Origin of the sequence: Candidatus Midichloria mitochondrii IricVA, from assembly GCF_000219355.1 — a bacterium.
GTDB classification, from domain to species: domain Bacteria; phylum Pseudomonadota; class Alphaproteobacteria; order Rickettsiales; family Midichloriaceae; genus Midichloria; species Midichloria mitochondrii.
Map to the genome: position 1 here is coordinate 16,132 of NC_015722.1, position 24,051 is coordinate 40,182.

Consider the following 24,051-nt stretch of genomic DNA (forward strand, 5'->3'; position numbering starts at 1 on the left):
GAGGTGATAGTGGATCTGTATGGTAATATGGCTTATGTATATAGAGAGATGAAAGGCAGGAAGAAGCAATTGGAGCAGGCGTTGTTGCAGAAATTATTGAATAGGTTAAAGCGATGCAGCAAGAAATAAAACTAAAATTAAGAGCGTTTGATCATAGAGTACTCGATCAAGCTGTTATTAATATAATCCAAACAGTAAAAAGAATCGGTGCTAAAGTAAGAGGAGCTATTCCTTTGCCAAGGAAAATTAGTCGATACACTGTTAATAGGTCTCCTCACATTGATAAAGAGTCTAGGGAGCAGTTTGAAATCAGGAAGCATTCCAGATTATTAATTTTTGAAGCCTCACCGCAAACCATTGATGCTTTAATGAAATTGGATCTAGCTTCTGGGGTAGATGTTGAAATCAAATTAGTGGGCGGTACAGAATGATAAAGCGTTGTGGTGCTATTGTAAAAAAACTTGGCATGAGCCAGTTGTTCATCGAAGATGGTAGGTCTTTGCCTGTTACTATACTAGAATTTCAAAATAACGTTGTTTTAGGTTCTAAAAATAAAGATAGGCACGGCTACGATGCTGTTATTATGGGTTATGGTAAAGCTAAATTAAATAAAATTACCAAGCCTATGAAGGGCATACTAGCAAAAGCTGGTGTTGAAAGCGTTAGAGGGGTAAAAGAATTTAGAGTATCTAGCGATTGCTTGATTGAGCTAGGTAAAGTTTTATCTATAAACCATTTTGTCAAGGGGCAATATATTGATGTAACTGCCGACAGTATAGGAAAAGGCTTTGCTGGTGCTATGAAAAGGCATAATTTTGCCGGTTTAGAAGCTTCTCACGGTGTGTCAGTAAGCCATAGGTCCCACGGTTCAACGGGGAATAGAACTGATCCTGGCAAAGTGTTTAAAGGAAAAAAAATGGCTGGTCATTTGGGTGATGAACGAGTGACTGTGCAAAATTTAAAGATAGTAGATATAGATGAAAATTTAGGCGTAATGGCTGTTCTTGGTGCTGTGCCTGGCGCAGTTGGATCTGAAGTTATTGTGCGTGATGCCGTGAAAAAGGGCTTATCACCTGCAGTTCAGCTGCCTGCCGTTTATGCTGCTTAATTGATTAGAATAGGTTGATATGAGGGTAGATTTATTAAATTTGGAAAACCAAAAAAAGGTAAAATTGAACTCAATTCGTTGGTATTTGGCCAAATTGTTCGAGCTGATATTATGCATAGGGTGGTAGTTTGGCAAATGGCAAAAAGACGTGCAGGTAACCATAGCTCTAAAGAGGTGGCGGCGGTAGAAGGTTCTACGCGGAAGATATATAAACAAAAAGGTACAGGTGGAGCTAGGCACGGCAGCATAAGAGCGCCACAATTTAGAGGAGGGGCTGTTATATTTGGTCCGCACCCTAGGTCTTATGAATTTTCTCTCAATAAAAAAATAAGAAAGCTAGGGTTGATATCGGCTTTATCATTGAAAAAGCGAGAAAATTTGATTATAGTGCTCGATGAGTTGAAAGCGCAAGGCTATAAAGCTGTTTTAATGCTTAAAAAACTTAAAGGGCTAAACGCAACTGCCTCTTTATTAGTAGATGGCAGTGTTGATAGCGCGGTTTTAGGTTCGATTTCTAATCTTCCATATGTTGATGCTCTTCCTGTGGCCGGTTTGAATGTGTTAGATATTTTAAAGCATGATAAGCTTATTTTAACTGTCGATGCTTTGAAGAAAATAGAAGAGAGGCTGTTATGAGAGTTGATCAGTTATATGATGTTTTAATAAGTCCAATTTTTTCAGAAAAGGCCACTCTTGGTGCTGAATCTAGAAAATATATTTTTAAAGTTTTGGAACAAGCTAATAAAGCTAAAATTTCTATGGCAATTGAAAAAATATTTAACGTAAAAGTGGAAAAAGTAAATATCATAAAAGTCCCTGCTAAAAAAAGAGTATTTAAGCAGATTAAGGGCGTGAAGTCTGGATTTAAAAAGGCAGTAGTTACTTTACAAACTGGATATAGTTTAGATTTGATGGCTTCATAACCAAGGTAAGAATTATGGCATTAAAAAATTACAATCCTGTAACAGCAGCTACCCGTCAGCTGGTATTGGTAGATAAGTCTTGCCTATGGAGGGGTAAGCCCGAAAGGTCGTTAGTTAAGGGTATGTCCTCTAGCGGAGGACGTAATAATTTGGGTAGGATAACTGCTTGGAAAAAAGGTGGTGGGGTTAAGGTAAGATATCGCGTAATTGATTTTTTAAGAAAGAAAATCGACATGGAAGCGACTGTTGAACGCTTAGAATACGATCCTAATAGAACAGCTTTTATAGCTTTAATTAAGTATACCGACGGCACTTTATCCTATATTATTGCTCCACAGGATTTAAAAGTTAGGGATAAGATAATATCCGCAGAAAGCGCTGATATTAAAGTGGGAAATACTATTCCTCTTAAAAATATTCCAATTGGTACAGTTGTTCATAACGTAGAGATGAAACCTGGCAAAGGCGGTCAGATAGCCAGATCAGCTGGAGCATTTGTGCAGTTGGTTGGTAAAGACGCTGATTATGCATTAATCAGATTGCGTTCAGGGGAAACCAGAAAAGTTTTAGCTAATTGTAGAGCAACTATTGGTACTGTTTCTAATCCGGATAATCAAAATATAAAATTTGGGAAAGCTGGAAGAAAACGTTGGCTAGGAATTAGACCTACAGTTCGAGGTGTTGCAATGAACCCTGTTGACCACCCACATGGTGGCGGTGGAGGTAAAACTTCAGGTGGTAGGCATCCTGTAACGCCGTGGGGCAAGCCAACCAAAGGTAAGAAAACAAGAAACAATAAGCGTACTAATAGATATATAATTAATTCAAGGCATAAAAGGTAATTAATATGGGTAAGAGATCTGTTTGGAAAGGGCCTTTTGTAGATTCTCATTTGTTAAAAAAGGCAACAGAAGTTATGCAACAGGGGAAACATACAGTAATAAAGACATGGTCTAGAAGATCTACCATATTGCCTATTTTTGTTGGTTTGAATTTTGCCGTATATAACGGAAAAAAATTTATCCCTGTTCCGGTTACTGAAAGAATGATTGGAAAAAAATTTGGGGAGTTTTCGCCAACAAGGACTTTCACTGGGCACGGGGCTAATAGAAAAGCAACTAGGGCATAAAGGATTATGAAGAAAGGTATAATTGAGCTTAAAAAAGAGGCGATTGCCAAAGCTACTGCAGTAAAAGCTAGCGTACAAAAGCTTAAACTGGTTGCTGATATCATTCGCGGAATGACTGTAGCTGAAGCATTGTTACAGTTACAATTTTGTAAAAGAAAAGTAGCTCAGGATATTAAAGCTGTGCTACATTCTGCAATAGCAAATGCAGAAAATAATGACGGTATGGATATTGATAAACTTTATGTTTCTACTATCCATCTTGGTAAATCTTTTGTCTTAAAAAGATTTCATCCAAGAGGTAGAGGACGCGCTGCCTCTATTAAAAAGCCATTTAGTAATATTACCATTTGTGTTAGTGAGAGAGGATAAAAGCAAATTATGGGTCAGAAGGTAAATCCGATAAGCTTACGGTTAGGTATAGATGGGTTGAACAATTGGAGTTCTATCTGGTATGCCAGTAAAGATTATGCTGATAAACTGCACCAAGATCTTAGAATTAGAAAGTGTGTGCAGGCTTCCTTGTCAGGTGCCGGGATTAGCAAAATAAAAATAGAACGCTTAGCAAAAAAAGTTAAAGTTACAATTAATGCAGCAAGACCTGGCATCATTATTGGTAGCAAAGGTAAAGATATCAATAAAGTTAAACAAGCTATTGAAGCAATTACACGTAATACCAAAGGTGGCATCACAGAAAGCGAAGTAATTATCAATGTAGTAGAAGTTAAGAAGCCTGATCTGGATGCAACTATCGTAGCTCAAAATTTGGCACAGCAGCTGGAGAAAAGAATATCTTTCAGAAAAGCAGCGAAGCGTTTAATACAAAATGCGATGCGGATGGGAGCAGAAGGCATCAAGATTAAGATTAGTGGTAGGATTGGTGGTGCAGAAATTGCTCGTGACCAACAGTATAATGAAGGAAGAGTTCCTTTACATACTTTGAGAATGATGATAGATTACGGCACTGCTGAAGCTCATACCACTTATGGCCGTATTGGTGTTAAAGTTTGGGTATGTAAAGGGCAGAAAAGCTCTATTAATATAGAATAATTGCTTTGAGTATAAGAGATGTTGAGTCCTAAAAAAACAAAATTTCGTAAAGCCTTTAAAGGTAGAATACATGGTAATGCAAAAGGCGGTTTTGAACTTAACTTTGGGGTTTTTGGCTTGAAGGCTTTAGAGCCTGAGAGGATTACTGCAAGGCAAATAGAGGCGGCAAGAAAGGCTATAAATAGGCATTTAAGGCGTGTTGGAAAATTATGGATTAGAATTTTTCCCGATGTGCCAGTGAGTAGAAAGCCCGCAGAGGTAAGGATGGGTAGCGGTAAAGGCTCACCAGAATTTTGGGTTTCTCGCGTGAAGCCGGGCAGAGTTCTTTTTGAATTAGATGGGGTGACCGAGGATCAGGCGCGTGGTGCATTTGAACGTGCTGGTGCAAAGCTTGGAATAAAAACTAAATTTGTAAAAAGATTAGGGGAAGAATAGTCATGAAGGCTAAAGATTTAAGAGGTATGTCAGAAAAGGAATTGATTGATCAATTAATTTCTTTTAAAAAGGAAAGCATGAATTTGCGTTTTAGAAAAACTTCTGCGGAGCTAACTGATAATTCAAAAATTAGAGCAGCAAGAAGAAATATAGCGAGAATTAACACTGTTATTGTTGAGAAGAGAAGTGCTGCAAAGCACTCTTCATAATTAAAAGAGAAGTAGAAGTATTATGCCAAAGCGAATTTTAAAAGGTGTTGTTGTGGGAGCGTCAGCTAATAAAACTATTTCAGTATTAGTTGAGCGTGATGTAATGCACCCAATTTATCGTAAACCAGTGCGTTGTAGTAAAAAGTACGCGGCTCATGATGAGCATAATAAATATAAGGTAGGGGATATAGTGGAGATAATTGAGTCTGCGCCTATATCAAAAACCAAAAAATGGATTGTTGCTGCATAAAAAACATAGTAAGGTGATTGTATGATACAAATGGGAACAAGATGTGAGGTCGCCGATAACAGTGGGGCCCAAGTCGCTAAGTGCATAAAGATATTGGGCGGTGCTGGTAAGATGATAGGTGGCATAGGGGACGTTGTAGTTGTTTCTATAGGGGATGCGATTCCTAAAGCTAGGGTTAAGAAGGGAGAAGTTTACAAAGCTGTTGTTGTAAGAACTGCTAAAGAAGCTAAACGCAATGATAGTAGCGTAGTAAAGTTCGATAAGAATGCGGTTGTGTTGTTAAATAAACAAGGTGAGCCAGTTGGTACAAGGGTATTTGGGCCGATCCCTAGAGAACTAAGAGCAAAAAATTTTATGAAAATAATATCATTAGCGCCAGAGGTACTATAAATATATGACATCAAAGAAGTTTAGGCGTGATGATGAGGTGTTTGTCATCGCAGGCAAAGATAAGGGTAAGAAAGGAAAGATAACTAAAGTCATACCTGATAAGGGTAGAGTGATCGTTTCTGGTATTAATATTGCTAAAAGGCATGTGAAGCCTAGTAAGAAGGTGCCAAGTGGCGGTGTTATTCCAAAGGAAATGCCGATGGATATTTCGAATTTATCTCATATCGACCCAAAATCTGGCATACCAACCAGAGTGGGTTTTAAATTTTTGGAAGATGGAAGAAAAGTTCGTTATGCAAAAAAATCTGGTGAATTAATAGATAAAATATAGAGGAAAGAAGTGATTAATATGTCTAAAGCTCGTTTAGAAAAGCATTATTTATCAGTTGTATTGCCGTTCTTGCAGAAAAAATTTGGCTATAAAAACATAATGCAAGCACCTCGTATTGAGAAAGTTGTGATTAACATGGGCATTAAGGATGCTGTTAGTGATAGTAAAGTTATGGATCAAATAGTGGCTGAATTGATGCTAATTACTGGACAGAAGCCTATAGTAACTAAAGCCGCTAAATCTATTGCGGCTTTTAAACTTCGCAAAGGTATGCCGATTGGTTGTAAAGTTACCTTGAGAAAGAAAATGATGTATGAATTTTTAGATAGGCTAATCAATATAGCTCTTCCTCGTGGTAAAGATTTTAGGGGTTTGAGTTCAAAGCAATTTGATGGCGACGGTAACTTTGCTTTTGGTTTGAAAGAGCATACTGTGTTCCCTGAAATTGATTATGATAAAATTACTACCATTAGAGGTATGGGTATTGTTGTAGTCACCAATGCTAAAAACAACGAAGAATCAAAAGCTTTACTAGAAGGCTTTAATGTTCCTTTTATATCTTAATTCATTTTAACGAGACAAGATGGCAAAAACTAGTATAGTACAAAGAAACAAAAAAAGAATAAGAATGGCAGATGACAATCGAGCCAAGAGACAAGAATTAAAAGATGTGATATATAACAAAAATCTTTCATTAGAAGAAAGATTTCAGGCACAGCTTAAATTGGCTAAGATACCAAGGAATAGTTCGAAAACTAGAATCCGCAATATGTGTGAAATCACAGGACGTGCTAAAGGGTTCTATAGAGATTTCAAAGTTTCGCGGATTTGTTTAAGAGAGTTGGCATCCGAGGGCTTGTTGCCTGGTGTTAAAAAGGCTAGTTGGTAATTAAGGGGTATTAGATGTCTAGGTCAGATTTATTAGCTGATGTATTAACAAGAATCAGAAATGGGCAAAAGGCTAATCATGCTTTTGTTATTGCTCATTCTTCCAAGCTTGTAAGAAATGTTTTATCAGTAATGCTGGAAGAAGGCTATATTGAAGGTTTTGAAGAATTTACTGAGCGTGCCGGGATTAATATGTTAAAGATCGATTTGAAGTATTATAGGGGCAAGCCAGTTATAGAAGAACTCCAGAAAGTATCTAAACCTGGGCGTAAGGTTTACTCAGCGATTAGTGATTTAGAAAAAATGTACGGAGGCTTAGGGGTAGTTATAGTTTCAACTTCTAAAGGAGTTATATCCGACGCTGCAGCCAGAAGAATGGGTATAGGCGGTGAAGTTCTTTGTAAGGTCTTTTAATTTATGGTAAATTATGTCTAGAATAGGTAAGCTTCCAATCATGGTCGATTCGTCGGTACAGGTGATGTTAAAAGATAATCACCTTAAAGTACAAGGCAAAAATGGCGCATTAGAAAAGGTTTTTGCTAAAGAGGTTAATTTGTCGTTTGCGGATGGTAAAGTTACTGTGCAGCCAATCGACAAAAACAATGTGCGCGCAAGAGCTATGTGGGGTCTGTCGCGTACGTTGATTTCCAATATGGTAAAAGGTGTGCACGAAGGTTGGACTGAGCGATTAGAGATGACAGGGGTTGGTTATAAAGCTACTGTATCCGATGGTATACTTGTTTTGTCATTAGGTTATAGTCATGATATCATGTATGCTTTCCCAAAAGGGATAGAAATTAAATGTGAAAAACCAACATCTATATCTATATTTGGAGCGGATAAGCAATTGGTAGGGCAGGTTGCTGCGGAAATTCGTCAATTAAGAAAACCGGAGCCTTATAAAGGTAAAGGTATAAGATATGCAACTGAAACTATAAGAAGAAAAGAAAACAAGAAGAAGTAGTAGGTTATAAAAATGTCTAAGAATAACAGAGAGTTAGCTTTAACTAGAGCAAAAAGAGTACGGTATCAATTGAAGCTTAAAGCTGCTGGTAAAATGCGTCTAAGTGTTTTTAGGTCTTCACACAATATATATGCACAAGTTATTGATGACAAAAAAGGAGTAACAGTAGTGGCTGCTTCTACTCTTGAAAAAGATTTTGCTAGTGATAAAAAATGCAGACGCAATATTGAAACAGCGAGAAAAGTTGGTACATTGATTGCTGAGAGGTTATTAGCAAAAAATATTCAAGAAGTAGTTTTTGATAGAGGCCCGTATCTATATCATGGTAGAATCAAGGCTCTTGCTGATGCTGCTCGTGAGGGTGGTTTAAAATTTTAATTTGAAATGGTATTTTCATGCAACAAAAAAGTAAAATAGAAAATTCTGATGTTAAAGTAATGGTTGCTAAGGTTGGTAGGTGTGCTAAAGCGGTCAAGGGGGGTAGAAAATTTACCTTTTCTGTACTGTCAATTGCTGGAGATGGTAAAGGTAAAGTTGGCATAGGCTTAGGAAAAGCTGGTGAAGTTGCTGATGCAAGAGATAAAGCCGAGCAGAATGCCAAGAAAAATATGATCAGAGTTCCGTTGCGCGATAGTAGAACGTTGCATCATGATATAGAAATGAAATTTTGTTCAGGAAAAGTTAAAATGAGAGCTGCTCCTGCGGGTACCGGAATAATCGCCGGAGGCGCTATTCGTGTTTTATGTGAAGTTCTTGGCATTAAAGATATTGTAGTTAAGTCAGTTGCTTCAACAAACCCGCATAATATGGTTAAGGCAGCTGTCCATGGGTTGAAAAATATAAAATCTCTTAGGTATATTGCTGAAAAACGTGGCAAAAAAGTAGGGGATATAGTTGGTGCACGTGAAGCACAAGCTACTAGGTCTCGATTATATTAATTCATTGGTTTGATATTATGGCTGAGAAAAAGGTTATAAAAGCGGAAGGTGCGAAGACTGTAGAAAAAAAGGTAGATAAGCCTACTGAAAAAGCTCCTACTAAAACTAGTCCTGGGAAGATGACTGTGCCTGAAGGAGCAGCGCCCAAGGTGGCTGAGCTTAAAACGGAAGTAAAAAAGAAAGTGGCTCCTAAGGCTGAAAGAGTTGTAGAGAAAAAGGCACCAAGTAAATCAGAGGGTAAGGTTAAGATTCAGCAAATTGCAGGTAGCGCGGGGCGTGATAAGTCTCAAATAGCAACCTTAAAGGGCTTAAATCTTAACAAAACTGGCAAAGTTGCCGAACTTGAAGATACTTCTGCGGTCAGAGGGATGATAGAGAAGGTGAAGCATTTATTGCGCTTTAAATAACTTGATAGAGAAGAAGGTATGTTAAATTTATTGAGAGACAATCCTGGAGCTAGAAAAAAGAGCAAAGCTTTAGGTAGAGGAATTGGGTCTGGAAAAGGTAAAACTTCTGCGAGAGGAGGAAAAGGGCAGACCGCAAGAACCGGTGTTGCTCTTAATGGGTTTGAAGGCGGACAAACGCCTTTACACAGAAGATTGCCAAAACGTGGTTTCAAAAGCATTAATAAGGCTATATTTGAAGTAATTAATCTACAAGATATAGAAAATATTGTTGCAGATAAAAAAATTACCTCTAATGAGATTAATGAGGAAATATTAAAGGATTTAGGATTTTTAAGCGGTCATAATAAAAGAGTTAAACTGTTGGGGAAGGGAACTTTAAATTCTAAAATTTCTATAAGGGTTCATGCTGTTTCTACTGCTGCTAGAACTGCTATCGAGTCCTTAGGTGGAGAAGTGGAAATTATATAATTTATTAATTCGTATTACAGTACGAGCAAGCTTTGCAAAGTATTTTTTAATTTAGGTTATTGCCAGATGTCTTTAGTTATGACTAAACGTTCTCTTGAAGTGTTTGCTAAAAAGCCTTCTTCTGGTGAGTTAACGGCTAAAATATTTTTTATAATATTTGCTCTTTTTCTCTATAGGTTAGGAACATATATTCCGCTCCCAGGAGTGAACACGCTCGCCGTGAGTCAAATAGCTAGCCGGCAATCAGGTGGTATACTTGGCATGTTTAATATGTTTACAGGTGGCGCACTAGGCAGGATGTCGATTTTTGCCTTAAATATTATGCCATATATTACTGCTTCAATTATCATGCAACTTATGGCAGTTATATCTGGCGATATAAGCGCTTTAAAGAAAGACGGAGAAGCTGGACGCAAAAAAATCAATCAGTACACTAAGTATTTAACTGTTGTATTAGCTTTATCACAAGGATACGGTATAGCAGTTGGCATAGAATCTATGAACTCCGCAACCCTAGAAGTTGTTTTAAATCCAGGTTTGAATTTTAGAATTATTGCCTCACTTAGCTTGCTAGGAGGCACAATGTTTGTTGTTTGGCTAGGGGATCAGATCACATCAAGAAATTTAGGTAACGGTAGCTCTTTAATTATTTTTACCGGAATTGTTGCTGGTCTCCCTTCTGCTTTAGCGTCACTATTTGAAATGGGACGGACTGGAGCCATTTCAACATTTTTCATTTTAGCAGTAATTGTGATGGCCTCAGGTTTAATATTTGGCATCATTTTTATTGAAAGAGCGCAAAGAAAAATTACTGTGCAATATCCAAAACGCCAAGTAGGCAACAAAGTTTATGCAGGAGATTCAACCCATTTACCCTTGAAGCTGAATACTTCCGGAGTTATACCTCCCATTTTTGCTAGCTCAATTTTGCTTTTTCCGATGACAATAGTAAATTTCATGAGTACCAGTGAGCCTGGGGCGTGGAAGCAATTTATAGCTATGAACTTAGCTCATGGTAAACCACTTTATATAGTGCTATATGTTGTAATGATATTTTTCTTTGGTTTTTTCTATACTTCAGTTGTATTTAATCCTGATGAAACTGCGGAAAATTTATGCAAAAATGGTGCAATCGTGCTTGGCAGAAGACCAGGTAAGCATACTGCGGAATATCTTGATTATGTTTTGACCAGGTTAACGGTTATTGGTGGTATATATTTATCTATTGTTTGTATTATTCCTGAAATACTCATGACAAGCTACGCAGTTCCTTTTTATCTTGGCGGCACTAGCCTCTTAATAGTAGTAAATGTTGTTATGGATCTATTTACTAGAATCCAAACCTATTTCCTCACTTCTCAGTATCATTATTTACTAAAAAAGAATAAGATTGGGATACATTAATGCGGTTGATTTTATTGGGAGCGCCTGGTGTTGGTAAAGGGACTCAAGGGATGAAGCTTGCAGAGTTTTATAGCATACCAAAATTATCGACAGGCGAAATACTTAGGAATGAGGTTAATTCGAAGACCGAGTTAGGCCTGCATATCGCTGAAATACTTAAAAAGGGTATGCTAGTTTCGGATGGTATTGTAGAAAAAATAGTAGCTGAAAAACTTTCGAATAGCTATGGAAATGGTTTTATACTTGACGGCTTTCCAAGAACGTTACATCAGGCAGTTTACTTGTCAGAAATTCTTCAAGAATTGCCAGTAGATGGCACATTTGTCATTAATATAGAAATGAATTTTGAGAAACTAATCCCGAGACTTTCAAATAGAGTGACCTGTGCAGATTGCGTGTATACTTTCAACGGCGATATTACTGATGTAAAGTTGATGACTTGCCCTAAGTGTGGTAGCAAAAATTGTTATCAGCGCGATGACGACAAAAAAGAATCAATAATCAAGCGCTTAGCCGTATATGATGAATTAACAAAACCAATGATTGATTATTACCGTAATCAAAGGTGTTGGATTGAAGTTGATGGAGATAACACGATTGATTTCGTGTTTAATAGTATAATTGCTTCTATTAAGCAGAAAATTGTTGTGTAGATACGAATATGGAGGTAGTATGTCCCATATTCAAAATTTATTTTTTTAATAAAGTAAGGCGTTTCTGACTAATCTTGAGTACAGAAAACGGCTAATGTTTATTGACTTATTGAGGATTTTAGTTAGAATCTTACTCCGCTTTGTCAAGTTTTGTATGTTAAATTTTTAAGATAGAGGTTTCGGTGGCCCGTATAGCTGGCGTTAATATTCCTACGAATAAAAAAGTTGGTGTTGCTCTTACATATATATATGGTATAGGTGACTTAAGTTCTTCTAAAATTTGCCGGCAGGCATCTATTGATGGCAATAAGAGAGTACATGAACTAACTGATGGTGAAATAATCAAGTTAAGAGAAGTTATTGATTCTAATTATAAAGTAGAAGGTGATCTGCGTAGGGAAATCTCTACAAATATAAAGAATTTAATTGATATTAAATGTTATCGTGGAACAAGGCACATTAGAAGATTGCCTGTAAGGGGTCAGCGTACGCATACTAACGCTCGGACTAGGAAGGGCAAAGCTATTGCTATTGCCGGCAAGAAGAAAGTAGCTAAATAGTAATTAGGAGAGAGCATGAATAAGATTATTAGTAAAAAAATACTTTAGCGGCAAAGAAGAAAAAACAAATAATAGCTGGGGTTGCTCATATTAATGCCAGTTTTAACAATACAATAGTTAGTATTAGCGATGCGCAAGGAGATGTAATTGCTTGGTCATCTTCGGGCAGTAATTCCTTCAAAGGATCAAAGAAAGCTACCCCTCATGCTGCACAAGTAACTGCGGAGAAAGCTATAAAGAAAGCTATGGAATGGGGTTTAAAGACTGTTTTTATTAAAATTCGTGGGCCTGGAGTTGGACGGGATGCGGCTATTAGAGCAATTGCTAATTTAGTAATTGTAACTGCTATAAAAGATATTACGCCTGTACCACATAATGGTTGTAGGCCTCGTAAACAAAGGCGTATGTAGAGAACTATGAATGTAAATATTGAAGGTTTTGACCGTGATAGAAAAAACAAGTAAAGCTGTTGCTGCGAATTGGGCTTCTTTGTTAAAGCCTGCAGAGTATTTTTTGTCAAGTATGACTGGGAATGAGAGTGTATTTAGGATTGAGCCATTAGAAAGAGGGTTTGGAGTTACTCTTGGTAATGCACTACGCAGAATTATGTTATCCTCATTACAAGGAGCAGCAATTATAGCCGTGAAAATTCAGGGGGTTAGCCATGAATTCACCAGCATTCCTGGGGTAAAGGAAGATGTAACAGATATTATATTGAATATTAAAAATATTGTTTTCAACAATGCAACTTGCGACAGGAGAAATCTTAGGTTAGTCGCTCAAGGGCCTTGCGTGGTGACAGCTGGAATGATAGAGGAAACGGCTGATTTACAGGTTGTAAACAAAGATTTGGTGATCTGCACTCTTGATAAAAATTCTGATCTTAGTATGGAATTCACGGTTGCAACTGGTAAGGGGTATATTCCTGCTAACGCTCATATATTTGAAGAGTTGCCTATAGGAACTATTCCTGTGGATTCGATATTTTCTCCCGTGAGAAGAGTAACCTACAAGGTAGAGAACAGCCGGGTTGGAGCAGAAACAGAGTTTGATCGTTTATTTTTGACAATCGAGACAAACGGGGCAACTCCTGCTGATATGGCGCTCGGGTTAGCTGCTAAAATTATGCAGGATCAACTTCAAGTTTTTATTAATTTTCAGGATATTGACAATATCAAAGAACCGGAAGAAGAGAAATTACCTTTCGATGTTAATTTACTGCGTAAAATTGATGATCTCGAGTTGTCTGTCCGTTCACAAAATTGTTTGAAAAACGAAAATATAGTATATATTGGGGATTTGGTTACTAAGACCGAGTCAAAAATGTTACAGACTCCAAATTTTGGTAAGAAATCTCTGAACGAGCTGAAAGAAGTTCTTGCTGTAATGAACTTAAAATTTGGTATGGAAGTTCCTGGTGGTTGGCCGCCAAGAAATCTGCAGGAACTAATTCAAAAATATGAGAATAAATTGTAAATTGAGGATATAAGGCTATGAATCACGGTATTAGCGGTAGAAAATTTGGTAGATATAGTGGCCATAGAAAGTCTTTATTAGTTAATCTTGCCAAAGAACTTATAGAGCACGAACAAATTATAACAACAGTTTATAAAGCGAAGGATGTTAGACCTGTTGTTGAGAAATTAGTTACCTTAGCTAAAAAAGGTGACTTGCATTCAAGAAGAAGAGCATTATCTTTCTTTTATAACGATGAAATTATAGTTTCTAAGTTATTCGATAAAATAGCATCAAGATACAGCCAACGTAATGGTGGATATTTAAGGATAATCAAAGCTGGTTTTAGAAAAGGCGATTGCGCTCCTATTGCTGTTATAGAATTTGTTGATAGAGATATAACGGCAAAAAAAGGTAGAGTTATTCCTAATCAAGTTCAAAGTAATATAGCTGAATAAAGCATTTTAATTTGAACATAAAAGCACAGTATAGCGAGTCTTTTTATACCTTAGCTAAGTTACCAAGGTGTGTGCCAGCGCTGTGAGCTTGTTTTAACTTCCTAGTCTTATATGGCTTCTAAAAGGTTACAGCTTGCGAAAGATTAAGTTTAGGGCTCGAATATAGTAGTGTTGGTGTATGGTTTAATAAGCCTTATATAACCTCAGTTTGACGTAAGGAGTAGGGCCCGTGAGCCTATTTTTCCATTAGATATATTGGGTTTGAAGACATAAGCCAAGAGCCCTGAGAAAGAGGTCTGCCAAGAAATTGTTTGGCGAGCGATGCCGTGGTGTGCTGGATTTGGCAAATCTCTTTCAATTCTCCGATGGCTGTTTCAATCAATCCACGCCCTGCAAGAAGCAGTTGTTTAAAAGCCGCAAGCGGGTTTTGTTTTTCATGTTTTTCTTAAGCCGTGGGTGACGAGCTCAATACCTTGATTGCTCAGTGTTTTTGTTAACCCCAGTTTGAGGTAAGTTTTAAAGAAATTATCTGATATGGCTTCAAAGAGGCTGTGTAACCATTAAGTTTCTCTCAATTTCACGATAAATAAGGAAAGTGGTTCCCCTAGTAGAAATATTTTGTTTGATTGATGATTTTTGCAAGCGACAACTCACGTACCAAAGATCCTTAAGAAACTCGCAGAGACAAAGGGAACGAGAGTCTGGGATGATGCTTTCCGAAGTTATAACGATCCTCGTTTTGTTTCATTTGAGGGCATTACCGGATTCAAAGATTTTTTACCTAAACTGTTTTCAAATCTCTCTCAGAGAGGGATTGCCGAAGCTTATCAGCTACAATCGCTTTGTTGAGCTGGATGCGAGACGCGGTCATCCCGTTGGTCATTCTGCTGAATTGCTGCAAAGGGAAACAAACAGGTACGTTGACTCAACAAAAAGCTGGAAGGTTTGTCGTAACTTACGTACTAGCCGTAATAAGGTCTTTAAAGGCATCGCTTGCCAACAATTTCTTGGCAGACCTTTCTTCTCAGGGCTCTTGGCTTATGTCTTCAAAAACCCGGTATATCTCATGGAAATAGGCTTGCGGGCCTACTCCTTACGTCAAACTGAGGTTTTAATAAGGCATTATCTAGCTAGTTTTAATCGAAGGACAAAGCGCTATAGCAAATTCCTGAGGATGCTTTGCGCTACTCTTACCCTCTTCTTCCATAGGCATTTGCCGGATTTGAAACTTCTATCTATAATATTAGGCAATGCCAAATGATATTGGATCTCAAAGAGCAGACTCTATTGAGCCAAAAAATTGCAAAGAAGATTCTCATAAAAGGGTAAAAAAATTTGATTTGTCTTCTTGGCAACTAAAAAAAGTAACCAGGTACCCTTAGGTATTTTAAAGTGGCAATAATTTATTCTCTGTTAACATACTGATATTGATGCTAATATGGTGCAAAGATAAAATGGGCTTGCTTTAAGTTTATTGATAATCTATAAACTCTATAGTAAATGCGTGACTTTTTAATATCATTTATTATGAATACAAGTAAATTAGCTATGTTTGTAGCATGTTTAAATATGTTGGGTATCTTTGCCAATGCTGAGTACACTGAATATAGAATTAAGGATGCTATTGAAGATGCGAAGCTCAACAATCAGGAACTGCAAATTATAGATAAAAACCTTTCGGTAAGAAAGCTGGATAGATACAGAGCTGTTTCAGGTTTTTGGCCAGTAGCTGGGGCTGAAGCTTCGAAAACTGAAGGCAGGATTAGCCCTACTGCCACTACAAATTATCAAGATTTTAATAGTTTTGATAATGCTTTGTATGTTCAGCAAGAGTTGTTTGCAGGAGGAAAAACTTTAGCTCAAATGAAGATAGCAAACAGCACTGTGAATGCTGCAGAGTTGGATTCCTATTCTAAAACTGCCAATGTATTTTTAAAAGTTATTGATGCTTATCATGAAGTGATCTTAGCGCGCAGGATTTATAAAATTAGCCTTAATAACGAAGAAGGAATGCGTAATAGATTAGAGCAAATCAAAACCAGATTCAGAGTTGGTGAGGTGACTAAAACGGACGTGTCGTGGGCTAAACATAGTTTGGCTAAAGCTGTTACGGAAAAAGAAAAGGCTTTTGGTGATATGAAAACCGCCGAGGCTAATTTTGCATACATAATTGGTAAAGTTCCGGGTCACGATCTAGTTTATGTACAAGCAAGTAAAATCAATACTCCAAAAGATTTTGAAACCTTTGCAGCTGCCGTAAGACAAGCCAATTTAAATCTTAGGATTGCTCAAGAACAATTGCACACTTCTAAAACTTTAGTTGCGGTTGCTGCTTCAGCATTGATGCCAGCTGTCACTGCTAGAATGAGCGTTAATGACGGTCAGTCATCTGGCCAAAAAGGTAAAACTTATGCGCTGAGAGTATCAATGCCGTTATTTAACGGTAATAGCTATGTTGATATAAAAGAGGCGAGATACAAAGCTAGAGGAGCCGAAGCAAGTTTAAACAATACGTTAGGCGAAGTGGAACAAAATATAGTTCAAATATGGAATCAGAATCAGGTGGCAATCTCTCAAATTAACTCAGTAAAAGAGGCGCTCGCTGCTGCACAGGAAGCGCTGGAAGGAGTGCAGCAAGAATACAAAGTTGGTACAAAAACCACTCTAGACTTGCTAGACTCGGAACAAAGACTGTTTGAAGCACAAATTATCCAGGAAAAAGTTAACAAAGCTTTAGTTATTTCAGCATTTCAAATGAAAGCATTGATGGGCGAGTTACATTATTTTGATTTTCAAAATCTATAATAAAAAAATTGGCATTGCCTAATATTTGATAGATAGAAGTTTCAAATCCAGCAAATGCTTATGGAAGAAGAGGGTAAGAGTAACGCAAAGCATCCTCAGGAATTTGCTATAGCGCTTCATTCTTCGATTAAAACTAGCTGGATAGTGCCTCTTAAAGAATTCTTTGATTCTACAAATGAGGTCTCAGCTTTTGTTCTGTGATGGTGCGTGGAGATTTTATAGTATTCGTAAACGCTGTAATCATCTGTACATGCTCAATTTATAACGTTCTTCAAAGCCTAAATGACAGGTTCAGGTGGGTTGCCTTGCTTCCGTCACCTACCCTTCAAAATCAATAATTTCACCCGCTCCTCTATCAACAGCAATCCATATAAAGGTGTACTCCCACTTCCAATTCTTTGGTCTTTTTTTATATATGTGCACAGCTCGTCAATCTCTAGGACCTCGATATCCTTAAGTGACTTTGTGCTGTTGCAGCTCTTATCTAACTTTTCTTGCACATAGCGCCCCCCCGTCCTTCGATCCATGAAGATATTTGGCTGTTATGGATTCCAGTCAGTCTCTCTATCGTCCTAATTCCACACTCCTCAAGGTTAGGTTTTAAGTCTATCATCCGTTTTTAAACGCCCTATAATATAAATAATAAGTTAAAAGCTTTACAAAATATCTGCCTGCATTTAGTATTCGGTCTGCATAATTAGTAAAAATGATTTATGGCGGAAAAGAAAGTGAACATTAGTGCAAACGATTTGCATAGATACTATGAAGATATGTTGTTGCTTAGGAGATTCGAAGAGAAAGCAGGGCAGCTTTATGGTACGGGACTAATTGGCGGTTTTTGCCATCTTTATATTGGACAGGAGGCTGTTGCGATTGGCATTCAGGCCGCATTAAAGGATGGCGATTCCGTTATAACGAGTTATAGGGACCACGGTATTATGCTTGCAACCGGAAGTGAGCCTAAATATGTCATGGCTGAACTTCTTGGAAGAGCAACTGGACGTTCGAAAGGAAAGGGTGGCTCTATGCACATGTTTGACCCAGCAAAGGGGTTCTTTGGTGGGCATGGAATAGTAGGGGCTCAAGTTCCAATCGGGACAGGCTTAGCGTTTGCTGCTAAATATAATAATACTGATAATGTTTGTGTGACTATATTTGGTGATGGCGCAGTTAATCAAGGTCAAGTTTATGAATCTTTTAATATGGCAAAACTCTGGGACTTGCCTGTTATATATATAGTTGAGAATAATGAATATGCCATGGGCACTTCAACTGCTAGAGGTTCGAGCGTAACAGAATTTTTTAAAAGAGGGGAGCCATTTGGCGTACCTGGCAAGCAAGTTGATGGTATGAGCTTCTTTGCAGTGTATGAGGCTATGAAAGAGGCTGTTGAAACTGTAAGGAAAAAAATCTCTCCGTTACTGCTGGAAATAAAAACCTATAGATATAGAGGGCACTCCATGTCGGATCCGGGTAGATATCGTTCTAAAGATGAAGTGACTAATTATAGAGAAAATAAGGATCCAATTGAGCAAATGAAAAGTTATCTGCTAAAGGGTAATTTAATCAATGAATCCAAGTTAAATGATATAGAAAAGAAAGTGAAGGGAGTTGTGGAAGAAGCAGTAAAATTCGCGCAAGGAAGCCCAGAACCTGAAATTTCAGAACTCTATACAAACATTTATAAATAATTTAAAACGAAATTTATGGCACTTATTACGATCAGAGGAGCATTAAGAGATGCGATGGCTGAGGAAATGGCAAGAGATGATAAGGTATTTGTGATAGGGGAGGAAGTTGCGGAGTACCAAGGAGCTTATAAAGTTACTCAAGGTTTATTAGAGCAGTTTGGCCCTAAAAGGGTAATAGATACTCCAATTACTGAACATGGATTTGCAGGCCTTGCGGTGGGAGCAGCTCTTGCAGGACTTCGGCCCATAGTTGAATTTATGACCATGAACTTTGCAATGCAAGCCATTGATCAAATTATTAACTCAGCGGCAAAAACTCATTACATGTCTGGCGGGTTATTAACTTGTCCTATAGTTTTTAGAGGTCCCAACGGCGCTGCGGCAAGAGTCGGGGCGCAACATTCACAGTGTTATGCAAGTTGGTATGGACACATCCCGGGCTTAAAAGTTATTGCGCCTTATTCGGCAGCTGACCATAAAGGCTTATTAAAAGCTGCGATTAGAGATAATAATCCAATTATGTTCTTAGAGAATGAAATACTATATGGCCATAGCCATGAAGTTCCAGAAGGTGAGCATTTGGTGGAGATCGGAAAAGCTTTGGTATTAAAAGAAGGGAGTGATATAACTATCATATCTTTCTCAATCCAAGTTAAAAATGTTTTAGCTGCCGCTGAAGAATTGGAAAAAGGAGGAATTAGTGCAGAAGTTATGGATTTAAGAACTATTAGGCCACTTGATGTCGAGGCCATTGTAAATTCAGTAAAAAAGACTAACCGTATCATTGCGGTTGAAGAAAGCTGGCCATTTGCAGGAATTTGTTCGGAAATTGCCGCAGTTATTATGGAAAACGCTTTTGATTTCTTAGATGCACCGTTGATTAGAGTAACCGGTAAAGACGTGCCTCTTCCTTACGCGGCCAACTTAGAAAAACTTGCCTTGCCTCAAGTTGAGGACATAGTCTTGGCTGCAAAACATGCGTGTCAGGGGTATAAGTAGCAGTTTAGCTTGTTTGCTTTTCTTGGTGGGGCCCGGTCCTTACAATTGCAGCTTGCTGAGGGGCAAGGGGACGGAGCATTTTTCCATTGCAAAACTTGCTTTATCTCATAATTATCCTATGCTTGTTGCCTCCAACGTTTATGTGGGTTTATGCCTCAACTCTTTGTTTATACGCAGTATATATCTCCAATAAGAAAAGAGAGGATAACCAGACAGGGTTTCCTCAGCATGAATAGCTTTAGTATAGAGCGAGTTTGCCACGGTAAATATGGGGTCCGCCTCCCCCCATTTGCAACTTTCAATTGTAAGGCTGGCCACAGAGCGAACTAGATCTGCAACAGTAAATCTAAAATATGACTCGCATTCAATTGAGCATTTTTCAATTCCCTAGTTATATGCAGATATACTCTAGTAAATAAAGAATTGTAAAGCTTCCAGCAAGATACTAAGAGATGATCCGTTGTAAGGCAGGCCATATATACTGTGGCAAGCTAGTTCTTTTGGAGTTGGGTAGTGCTGGTGTTTTTTCAGATAAATCAATATCTTGAGGTTTGTTATTGCAAAATAATGTTAAGATGTTGTTGATAATTATTGACATAAATTAATAACAGCTGTATTCGCTACTGGGTGCGCTTAAATGGCGCTGTCTGTGGTTTCTTACCAAAAATAGCCTCAAATTTTAAAGAGGAGATGAAACTTGGCCAATGGGAGAGTTGTTTTCAAGTTAATCTCTTAAATTAACAATTGGGTATACAGTAGCTGTATTTAAGGAGTTTGATCATGAGTAATGTTGTTTTTGCAGCGCCTGTAGTTTATGCACTGATATATCGCATTGCAGGAGTAACAATAGCTGACTTTAATCAAGATGGTAAACAAGATGTAGGGGTGATTATTAGGCAATCGAAGTGGAGCCTTTACAAGCAGCAACATATTAAGACCCCAGTTTGACGTAAGGAGTAGGCCTGTGAGCCTATTTTTCCATGAGATATATTGGGTTTGAAGACATAAGCCAAGAGCCCTGAGAAAGAGGTCTGCCAAGAAATTGTTTGGCGAGCGATGCCGTGGCGCTGGATTTGTCAAATCTCTTTCAATTGTCCGATGGCTGTTTCAATCAATCCACGCCCTGCAAGAAGCAGTTGTTTAAAAGCCGCAAGCGGGTTTTGTTTTTCTTAAGCCGTGTGATGAGCTCAATACCTTGATTGCTCAGTGTTTTTGCTTATATACCACCGATCTCCGAATAGAAGGCCTGTCAAATATTGAGTCAGTTTTTCGACAACGGCTCGATCATCTGTATTACCCGAAGTCAGTGTGAATGACATAATCTCTCCTTGATCATTGAGGCCAAAGAACCATCCGGGTCGACGTTTTCCCACGCTGAGCGACGCCTTTAAGGACCTTATTACGGCTAGTACGTAAGTTATGACAAACCTTCCAGCTTTTTGTTGAGTCAACGTACCTGTTTGTTTCCCTTTGCAGCAATTCAGCAGAATGACCAACGGGATGACCGCGTCTCGCATCCAGCTCAACAAAGCGATTGTAGCTGATAAGCTTCGGCAATCCCTCTCTGAGAGAGATTTGAAAACAGTTTAGGTAAAAATCTTTGAATCCGGTAATGCCCTCAAATGAAACAAAACGAGGATCGTTATAACTTCGGAAAGCATCATCCCAGACTCTCGTTCCCTTTGTCTCTGCGAGTTTCTTAAGGATCTTTGGTACGTGAGTTGTCGCTTGCAAAAATCATCAATCAAACAAAATATTTCTACTAGGGAAACCACTTTTCTTATTTATCGTGAAATTGAGAAAAACTTAATGGTTACACAGCTTCTTTAAAACCATATCAGGTAATTTCTTTAAACTTACCTCAAACTGGGGTTAACGAAAACACCTTCTCAGGGCTCTTTGTGTCTTCAAACCCGGTATATCTCATGGAAAAAACAGGCTCGCGGGACCTACTCCGAACTGAGGTTATTAAAGAATTCTTTGATTCTACCACAATGATGTCCCAGCCTTTGTTTTGTTATGGTGCGTGGAGATTTTTATAGTATTCGTAAACGCTGTAATCATCTGTACATGCTCATTTATAACGTTCCTCAAAGCCTAAATGCCAGGTTCAGGTGGGTTGCCTTGCTCCCGTCACCTACTTCAAAATCAATAATTTCACCCGCTCCTCTATCAACAGCAATCAATATAAAGGTGTCCCACTTCCATTCTTTGGTCTTTTTTTATATATGTGCACAGCTCGTCAATCTCTAGGACCTCGATATCCTTAAGTGACTTTGTGCTGTTGCAGCTCTTATCTAACTTTTCTTGCACATAGCGTCCCCCCCGTCCCTTCAATCCATGAAGATATTTGGCTGTTATGGATTCCAGTCAGTCTCTCTATCATCCTAATTCCACAGTCCTCAAGGTTAGGTTTTAAGTCTATCATTCATAGTGTATTCTGCCGCTTATCACCTTCTCGGTAATTCTTTTTGCAATTCTTGCACCCTATTACCTCTTGCTGTCCCTATACCACACCATTCTTCACCTGCTCGCTAGAGCCGCAATATTTACACTTAATTGTCATTTCTACTCCACCCATTCTACTATGAAGATATCATACCATCTTGTTGCTGTCTATAATTACCAGGCATTGCCTGGAAGGGGGTGAATATTCAATAGAATAGGAATGTTATTTGTGTTATAATTAGTATTAATCAAGCCAGGGGTGCTGTCATCTCTCCCTTGCCGATCAATAATGGGACATTATTAGAACTCTCGTTAGTGTTTGCAAGATCTGTTCTGCCGTCCACCATTTAAAATCAGCTCCAGTTATTGCATGAGGTCTGGGACCTACCCTATAAGTTACTGCAGAATTGGAAAGTACCATCTCCTTTATTGATTAATACAGAGGTACTACCAGGCGAAAGATAGGCTCCAACACTGCAAGAAATTGCAGGTTTAAAACTCCCATCTCCATTACCAATCAATAACGAAATATTATTAGACATAGAATTGGTACTTACAAGATCTATTTTACCGTCATTGTTCAAATCAGCCGCTGTGATTACTGCAGGCCCAGATCCTAATGCATAAGAAGCAATATATTGGAAAGATCCACCTCCCATTACCATGCATAATCGTCACGACCCCGGTTTTGTTTCATTAGTCACCGCTACATCTAGCTTTCCATCTCTATTAAAATCAGCAACTGTGGGCATTTGAGGATACGCGAAGCTCCCTCCATAGAATACAAGATTTTTGAAAAAATGTTACCCATCGTTCAACCTCTGAAAAAACCGATTAATCAATGCAAAGGTCAACCCAAAAACCAACACTCCCCCATTAGTCGGGTCACCTCGCCTTTAAAATTTTTGGGCTATTTTTGATGAACGCCATAGATAGCAACTTCGCTAGCGCTCCCAAATAACACGTATGTCAATAATTATTTAAAGAATTTTCGCATTAACCTAAGACAGTGTCATATTAACAAATATACCTCTTTAACTTAGAGCATTGATTATATAGAAACAAAAACACTCATTTTCTATTTTATAATGGGCTACCTTCCAGTACTTTGCGGGAAAATTACTTATCTTTCCCTCTTCATATTAAACAGGTACCGTTGAGCAACAAAAAAGTTTATATAAGCAAAAACGTAATTTTTATATTGACTGTCAGTACAGCAATTCTTAACAATATGTCTATTTATAACTACCTGATTAAACGAAAATTTTATGATGATACAAGGAATTATAGAATTAGTAGGAAAGTACAACTTATTTCTTATTGATCTATACGGTGTTATGCATGATGGAATAAACCATTTCGAAAAAGCAGCAGAAGCGGTAAACTATTTAAGAGATGAAGGTAAAAAAGTTATCTTTTTTTCTAATACTCCGAGGCCCAAAGAGGATGTAGAGCGAAAATTAATTGGCATGTCTCCTAAGCTTAAAGATTTTGAAATAGTGACTTCGGGAGAATTCTTTAAATACACGCTTCGGCATCCTAAAAAATACGATCTAGACTTTTTAAGCCAGTACGCCTTCCCTTTAAGCAATAATTTAGATCATCCATTGCTTACCATTCCTAATCTAAAAATCACTAACTCTATAGAAACCGCAAGCTACTTATTAATTATAGCCTCCGTTAAAAATAAAGCTGATTTATCAATGTTTGACAGAATATTGGAACAAGCTGTCAAAAGAAATTTGCCATGTATCTGCCCGAATCCAGATTTAGTTGCACGTCAAGGAAAAGATATAATATATACAGCTGGCTCTTTTGCCTTAAAATACAAAGAATTAGGAGGTAATGTTTACTATATGGGAAAACCAGAAAATAATTTTTATAAATTTGCTCTGGACAATAATAATATTATTACTCAATATGTGTTAGCTGTAGGAGATAATTTATATACAGATATCAAAGGAGCTAATGGTTCTGGTTTGGATTCTCTTTTTGTAAAAAACGGCGTGTGCGATAAAGATGATGTTAATACTTTAATGAACATTGGGCTAAAACCCACTTACATCATTGATGACTTTAAACTTAAATAAA

The 24,051-nt window shown here is 37.8% G+C and carries 44 protein-coding genes and 1 pseudogene; 36 read left to right on the forward strand and 9 right to left on the reverse strand.

The genetic code is table 11. The annotated features are described in order from the left end of the window. The first annotated feature begins 113 nt into the window (after positions 1 to 113). The 27 genes and pseudogenes from rpsJ (at position 114) to rplQ (ending at position 14,017) form a co-directional block, all read left to right on the forward strand. Entirely contained in the window at positions 114 to 431 is a 318-nt protein-coding gene (rpsJ, locus tag MIDI_RS00105) for a 30S ribosomal protein S10 (protein ID WP_013950566.1), read from the forward strand. After that, positions 428 to 1,108 (forward strand): 50S ribosomal protein L3, encoded by a 681-nt coding sequence (gene rplC / locus MIDI_RS00110; RefSeq protein WP_013950567.1) that lies wholly within the window; start codon positions 428 to 430, stop codon positions 1,106 to 1,108. The genes rpsJ and rplC overlap by 4 nt, the downstream gene beginning before the upstream one ends. A 111-nt stretch (positions 1,109 to 1,219) precedes the next feature. Next, positions 1,220 to 1,744, forward strand: a complete 525-nt coding sequence (gene rplD, locus MIDI_RS00115; RefSeq protein ID WP_410517932.1) for a 50S ribosomal protein L4 — start codon at positions 1,220 to 1,222, stop codon at positions 1,742 to 1,744. Next, positions 1,741 to 2,031 (forward strand): 50S ribosomal protein L23, encoded by a 291-nt coding sequence (rplW, locus tag MIDI_RS00120; protein WP_013950569.1) that lies wholly within the window; start codon positions 1,741 to 1,743, stop codon positions 2,029 to 2,031. The genes rplD and rplW overlap by 4 nt, the downstream gene beginning before the upstream one ends. Before the next feature lie 14 nt (positions 2,032 to 2,045). Further along, positions 2,046 to 2,873 carry a 50S ribosomal protein L2 gene (gene rplB, locus MIDI_RS00125; RefSeq protein WP_013950570.1) on the forward strand — a complete coding sequence of 276 codons (828 nt, stop codon included), beginning with the start codon at positions 2,046 to 2,048 and terminating at the stop codon, positions 2,871 to 2,873. Between the two features lie 5 nt (positions 2,874 to 2,878). Then, the gene (rpsS, locus tag MIDI_RS00130; RefSeq protein ID WP_013950571.1) at positions 2,879 to 3,160 is read left to right on the forward strand and encodes a 30S ribosomal protein S19; all 282 of its coding nucleotides are present in this window, start codon (positions 2,879 to 2,881) and stop codon (positions 3,158 to 3,160) included. A gap of 18 nt (positions 3,161 to 3,178) precedes the next feature. Continuing rightward, the gene (rplV, locus tag MIDI_RS00135; RefSeq protein ID WP_410517933.1) at positions 3,179 to 3,529 is read left to right on the forward strand and encodes a 50S ribosomal protein L22; all 351 of its coding nucleotides are present in this window, start codon (positions 3,179 to 3,181) and stop codon (positions 3,527 to 3,529) included. A 9-nt stretch (positions 3,530 to 3,538) separates the two neighbouring features. After that, positions 3,539 to 4,207, forward strand: a complete 669-nt coding sequence (gene rpsC / locus MIDI_RS00140; RefSeq protein WP_013950573.1) for a 30S ribosomal protein S3 — start codon at positions 3,539 to 3,541, stop codon at positions 4,205 to 4,207. A gap of 18 nt (positions 4,208 to 4,225) precedes the next feature. Next, positions 4,226 to 4,642, forward strand: coding sequence for a 50S ribosomal protein L16 (gene rplP, locus MIDI_RS00145; protein ID WP_013950574.1), 417 nt, complete (start codon positions 4,226 to 4,228; stop codon positions 4,640 to 4,642). 2 nt (positions 4,643 to 4,644) lie between these two features. Beyond that, the gene (rpmC, locus tag MIDI_RS00150; protein ID WP_013950575.1) at positions 4,645 to 4,851 is read left to right on the forward strand and encodes a 50S ribosomal protein L29; all 207 of its coding nucleotides are present in this window, start codon (positions 4,645 to 4,647) and stop codon (positions 4,849 to 4,851) included. Between the two features lie 22 nt (positions 4,852 to 4,873). Then, positions 4,874 to 5,101 (forward strand): 30S ribosomal protein S17, encoded by a 228-nt coding sequence (gene rpsQ / locus MIDI_RS00155; protein ID WP_013950576.1) that lies wholly within the window; start codon positions 4,874 to 4,876, stop codon positions 5,099 to 5,101. A 21-nt stretch (positions 5,102 to 5,122) separates the two neighbouring features. Then, positions 5,123 to 5,491: a 50S ribosomal protein L14 gene (gene rplN, locus MIDI_RS00160; RefSeq protein WP_013950577.1), complete on the forward strand. Its 369-nt coding sequence runs from the start codon at positions 5,123 to 5,125 to the stop codon at positions 5,489 to 5,491. A 4-nt stretch (positions 5,492 to 5,495) separates the two neighbouring features. Beyond that, the gene (gene rplX, locus MIDI_RS00165) at positions 5,496 to 5,822 is read left to right on the forward strand and encodes a 50S ribosomal protein L24 (RefSeq protein WP_013950578.1); all 327 of its coding nucleotides are present in this window, start codon (positions 5,496 to 5,498) and stop codon (positions 5,820 to 5,822) included. Between the two features lie 18 nt (positions 5,823 to 5,840). Continuing rightward, the gene (rplE, locus tag MIDI_RS00170; protein WP_013950579.1) at positions 5,841 to 6,386 is read left to right on the forward strand and encodes a 50S ribosomal protein L5; all 546 of its coding nucleotides are present in this window, start codon (positions 5,841 to 5,843) and stop codon (positions 6,384 to 6,386) included. Positions 6,387 to 6,405: 19 nt separating this feature from the next. Further along, complete coding sequence (rpsN, locus tag MIDI_RS00175) at positions 6,406 to 6,711, forward strand: 30S ribosomal protein S14 (protein ID WP_013950580.1); 306 nt, start codon at positions 6,406 to 6,408, stop codon at positions 6,709 to 6,711. 14 nt (positions 6,712 to 6,725) lie between these two features. Then, positions 6,726 to 7,124: a 30S ribosomal protein S8 gene (gene rpsH, locus MIDI_RS00180; RefSeq protein WP_013950581.1), complete on the forward strand. Its 399-nt coding sequence runs from the start codon at positions 6,726 to 6,728 to the stop codon at positions 7,122 to 7,124. 13 nt (positions 7,125 to 7,137) lie between these two features. Next, positions 7,138 to 7,674, forward strand: coding sequence for a 50S ribosomal protein L6 (gene rplF / locus MIDI_RS00185; RefSeq protein ID WP_041185291.1), 537 nt, complete (start codon positions 7,138 to 7,140; stop codon positions 7,672 to 7,674). A 12-nt stretch (positions 7,675 to 7,686) separates the two neighbouring features. Next, a complete protein-coding gene (gene rplR / locus MIDI_RS00190; RefSeq protein ID WP_013950583.1) occupies positions 7,687 to 8,052 on the forward strand; it encodes a 50S ribosomal protein L18 in 366 nt (121 codons plus the stop codon). 17 nt (positions 8,053 to 8,069) lie between these two features. Further along, the gene (gene rpsE / locus MIDI_RS00195) at positions 8,070 to 8,612 is read left to right on the forward strand and encodes a 30S ribosomal protein S5 (RefSeq protein WP_013950584.1); all 543 of its coding nucleotides are present in this window, start codon (positions 8,070 to 8,072) and stop codon (positions 8,610 to 8,612) included. A 17-nt stretch (positions 8,613 to 8,629) separates the two neighbouring features. After that, positions 8,630 to 9,019 carry a 50S ribosomal protein L30 gene (rpmD, locus tag MIDI_RS09555; RefSeq protein ID WP_013950585.1) on the forward strand — a complete coding sequence of 130 codons (390 nt, stop codon included), beginning with the start codon at positions 8,630 to 8,632 and terminating at the stop codon, positions 9,017 to 9,019. A gap of 18 nt (positions 9,020 to 9,037) precedes the next feature. Continuing rightward, a complete protein-coding gene (rplO, locus tag MIDI_RS00205) occupies positions 9,038 to 9,487 on the forward strand; it encodes a 50S ribosomal protein L15 (protein WP_013950586.1) in 450 nt (149 codons plus the stop codon). Positions 9,488 to 9,565: 78 nt separating this feature from the next. Then, the gene (gene secY, locus MIDI_RS00210) at positions 9,566 to 10,891 is read left to right on the forward strand and encodes a preprotein translocase subunit SecY (protein ID WP_202795471.1); all 1,326 of its coding nucleotides are present in this window, start codon (positions 9,566 to 9,568) and stop codon (positions 10,889 to 10,891) included. Between the two features lie 5 nt (positions 10,892 to 10,896). Continuing rightward, complete coding sequence (locus MIDI_RS00215; RefSeq protein ID WP_237697378.1) at positions 10,897 to 11,544, forward strand: adenylate kinase; 648 nt, start codon at positions 10,897 to 10,899, stop codon at positions 11,542 to 11,544. Between the two features lie 182 nt (positions 11,545 to 11,726). Beyond that, positions 11,727 to 12,104 carry a 30S ribosomal protein S13 gene (gene rpsM / locus MIDI_RS00220; RefSeq protein ID WP_013951726.1) on the forward strand — a complete coding sequence of 126 codons (378 nt, stop codon included), beginning with the start codon at positions 11,727 to 11,729 and terminating at the stop codon, positions 12,102 to 12,104. 53 nt (positions 12,105 to 12,157) lie between these two features. Beyond that, positions 12,158 to 12,514 (forward strand): annotated as a pseudogene (rpsK, locus tag MIDI_RS00225) (30S ribosomal protein S11); the annotation flags it as partial. Positions 12,515 to 12,551: 37 nt separating this feature from the next. Continuing rightward, entirely contained in the window at positions 12,552 to 13,580 is a 1,029-nt protein-coding gene (locus tag MIDI_RS00230; RefSeq protein WP_041185591.1) for a DNA-directed RNA polymerase subunit alpha, read from the forward strand. Between the two features lie 17 nt (positions 13,581 to 13,597). Beyond that, the gene (rplQ, locus tag MIDI_RS00235) at positions 13,598 to 14,017 is read left to right on the forward strand and encodes a 50S ribosomal protein L17 (RefSeq protein ID WP_013950591.1); all 420 of its coding nucleotides are present in this window, start codon (positions 13,598 to 13,600) and stop codon (positions 14,015 to 14,017) included. 235 nt (positions 14,018 to 14,252) lie between these two features. Here rplQ and MIDI_RS09140 read toward each other — a convergent pair whose 3' ends face one another. Continuing rightward, positions 14,253 to 14,399 (reverse strand): hypothetical protein, encoded by a 147-nt coding sequence (locus MIDI_RS09140; protein WP_237697379.1) that lies wholly within the window; start codon positions 14,397 to 14,399, stop codon positions 14,253 to 14,255. 254 nt (positions 14,400 to 14,653) lie between these two features. Here MIDI_RS09140 and MIDI_RS00240 point away from each other — a divergent pair, with 254 nt between their 5' ends. The 5 genes from MIDI_RS00240 (at position 14,654) to MIDI_RS08315 (ending at position 17,023) form a co-directional block, all read left to right on the forward strand. Beyond that, positions 14,654 to 14,866 (forward strand): hypothetical protein, encoded by a 213-nt coding sequence (locus MIDI_RS00240; RefSeq protein ID WP_041185293.1) that lies wholly within the window; start codon positions 14,654 to 14,656, stop codon positions 14,864 to 14,866. Continuing rightward, positions 14,832 to 15,278: a hypothetical protein gene (locus tag MIDI_RS09145; protein WP_237697380.1), complete on the forward strand. Its 447-nt coding sequence runs from the start codon at positions 14,832 to 14,834 to the stop codon at positions 15,276 to 15,278. Before MIDI_RS00240 ends, MIDI_RS09145 begins: the two co-directional genes overlap by 35 nt. Continuing rightward, positions 15,268 to 15,399 (forward strand): hypothetical protein, encoded by a 132-nt coding sequence (locus MIDI_RS09560; RefSeq protein ID WP_013950593.1) that lies wholly within the window; start codon positions 15,268 to 15,270, stop codon positions 15,397 to 15,399. The genes MIDI_RS09145 and MIDI_RS09560 overlap by 11 nt, the downstream gene beginning before the upstream one ends. Before the next feature lie 145 nt (positions 15,400 to 15,544). Continuing rightward, positions 15,545 to 16,822: a TolC family protein gene (locus MIDI_RS00245; RefSeq protein ID WP_013950594.1), complete on the forward strand. Its 1,278-nt coding sequence runs from the start codon at positions 15,545 to 15,547 to the stop codon at positions 16,820 to 16,822. Between the two features lie 60 nt (positions 16,823 to 16,882). Next, a complete protein-coding gene (locus MIDI_RS08315) occupies positions 16,883 to 17,023 on the forward strand; it encodes a hypothetical protein (protein WP_013950595.1) in 141 nt (46 codons plus the stop codon). A gap of 113 nt (positions 17,024 to 17,136) precedes the next feature. Here the strand turns inward: MIDI_RS08315 and MIDI_RS07645 are convergent, their stop codons facing one another. Together MIDI_RS07645 and MIDI_RS09565 are read right to left on the reverse strand one after the other, a co-directional pair. Further along, positions 17,137 to 17,322, reverse strand: a complete 186-nt coding sequence (locus tag MIDI_RS07645) for a hypothetical protein (RefSeq protein ID WP_192805768.1) — start codon at positions 17,320 to 17,322, stop codon at positions 17,137 to 17,139. After that, on the reverse strand, positions 17,307 to 17,435 hold the full coding sequence (locus tag MIDI_RS09565; protein WP_272940965.1) for a hypothetical protein: 129 nt from the start codon (positions 17,433 to 17,435) through the stop codon (positions 17,307 to 17,309). The genes MIDI_RS07645 and MIDI_RS09565 overlap by 16 nt, the downstream gene beginning before the upstream one ends. Positions 17,436 to 17,535: 100 nt before the next feature. On the opposite strand from MIDI_RS09565, the gene pdhA reads away from it, so the two are divergent. From pdhA to MIDI_RS07650, 3 genes are all read left to right on the forward strand, one after another. After that, positions 17,536 to 18,513: a pyruvate dehydrogenase (acetyl-transferring) E1 component subunit alpha gene (pdhA, locus tag MIDI_RS00255; protein ID WP_013950597.1), complete on the forward strand. Its 978-nt coding sequence runs from the start codon at positions 17,536 to 17,538 to the stop codon at positions 18,511 to 18,513. Positions 18,514 to 18,528: 15 nt separating this feature from the next. Next, the gene (locus MIDI_RS00260) at positions 18,529 to 19,512 is read left to right on the forward strand and encodes a pyruvate dehydrogenase complex E1 component subunit beta (protein WP_013950598.1); all 984 of its coding nucleotides are present in this window, start codon (positions 18,529 to 18,531) and stop codon (positions 19,510 to 19,512) included. 780 nt (positions 19,513 to 20,292) lie between these two features. Beyond that, positions 20,293 to 20,460, forward strand: coding sequence for an FG-GAP repeat domain-containing protein (locus MIDI_RS07650; protein ID WP_013950599.1), 168 nt, complete (start codon positions 20,293 to 20,295; stop codon positions 20,458 to 20,460). Between the two features lie 239 nt (positions 20,461 to 20,699). Here the strand turns inward: MIDI_RS07650 and MIDI_RS08820 are convergent, their stop codons facing one another. From MIDI_RS08820 to MIDI_RS10020, 6 genes are all read right to left on the reverse strand, one after another. Further along, the gene (locus MIDI_RS08820) at positions 20,700 to 20,885 is read right to left on the reverse strand and encodes a transposase (protein WP_041185411.1); all 186 of its coding nucleotides are present in this window, start codon (positions 20,883 to 20,885) and stop codon (positions 20,700 to 20,702) included. Beyond that, positions 20,845 to 21,246 (reverse strand): transposase, encoded by a 402-nt coding sequence (locus MIDI_RS08825; protein WP_192805749.1) that lies wholly within the window; start codon positions 21,244 to 21,246, stop codon positions 20,845 to 20,847. The genes MIDI_RS08820 and MIDI_RS08825 overlap by 41 nt, the downstream gene beginning before the upstream one ends. 438 nt (positions 21,247 to 21,684) lie before the next feature. Beyond that, entirely contained in the window at positions 21,685 to 21,825 is a 141-nt protein-coding gene (locus tag MIDI_RS08830) for a hypothetical protein (RefSeq protein ID WP_192805769.1), read from the reverse strand. Further along, entirely contained in the window at positions 21,806 to 21,940 is a 135-nt protein-coding gene (locus MIDI_RS09570) for a hypothetical protein (RefSeq protein ID WP_272940966.1), read from the reverse strand. The genes MIDI_RS08830 and MIDI_RS09570 overlap by 20 nt, the downstream gene beginning before the upstream one ends. A gap of 409 nt (positions 21,941 to 22,349) precedes the next feature. Continuing rightward, entirely contained in the window at positions 22,350 to 22,619 is a 270-nt protein-coding gene (locus tag MIDI_RS00270; protein WP_013950602.1) for an FG-GAP repeat domain-containing protein, read from the reverse strand. 15 nt (positions 22,620 to 22,634) lie between these two features. Then, positions 22,635 to 22,712: an FG-GAP repeat protein gene (locus tag MIDI_RS10020; protein WP_148234192.1), complete on the reverse strand. Its 78-nt coding sequence runs from the start codon at positions 22,710 to 22,712 to the stop codon at positions 22,635 to 22,637. A gap of 516 nt (positions 22,713 to 23,228) precedes the next feature. Here MIDI_RS10020 and MIDI_RS00275 point away from each other — a divergent pair. Further along, positions 23,229 to 24,050 carry a TIGR01459 family HAD-type hydrolase gene (locus tag MIDI_RS00275; RefSeq protein WP_013950603.1) on the forward strand — a complete coding sequence of 274 codons (822 nt, stop codon included), beginning with the start codon at positions 23,229 to 23,231 and terminating at the stop codon, positions 24,048 to 24,050. The last annotated feature ends 1 nt before the right edge of the window (position 24,051 follow it).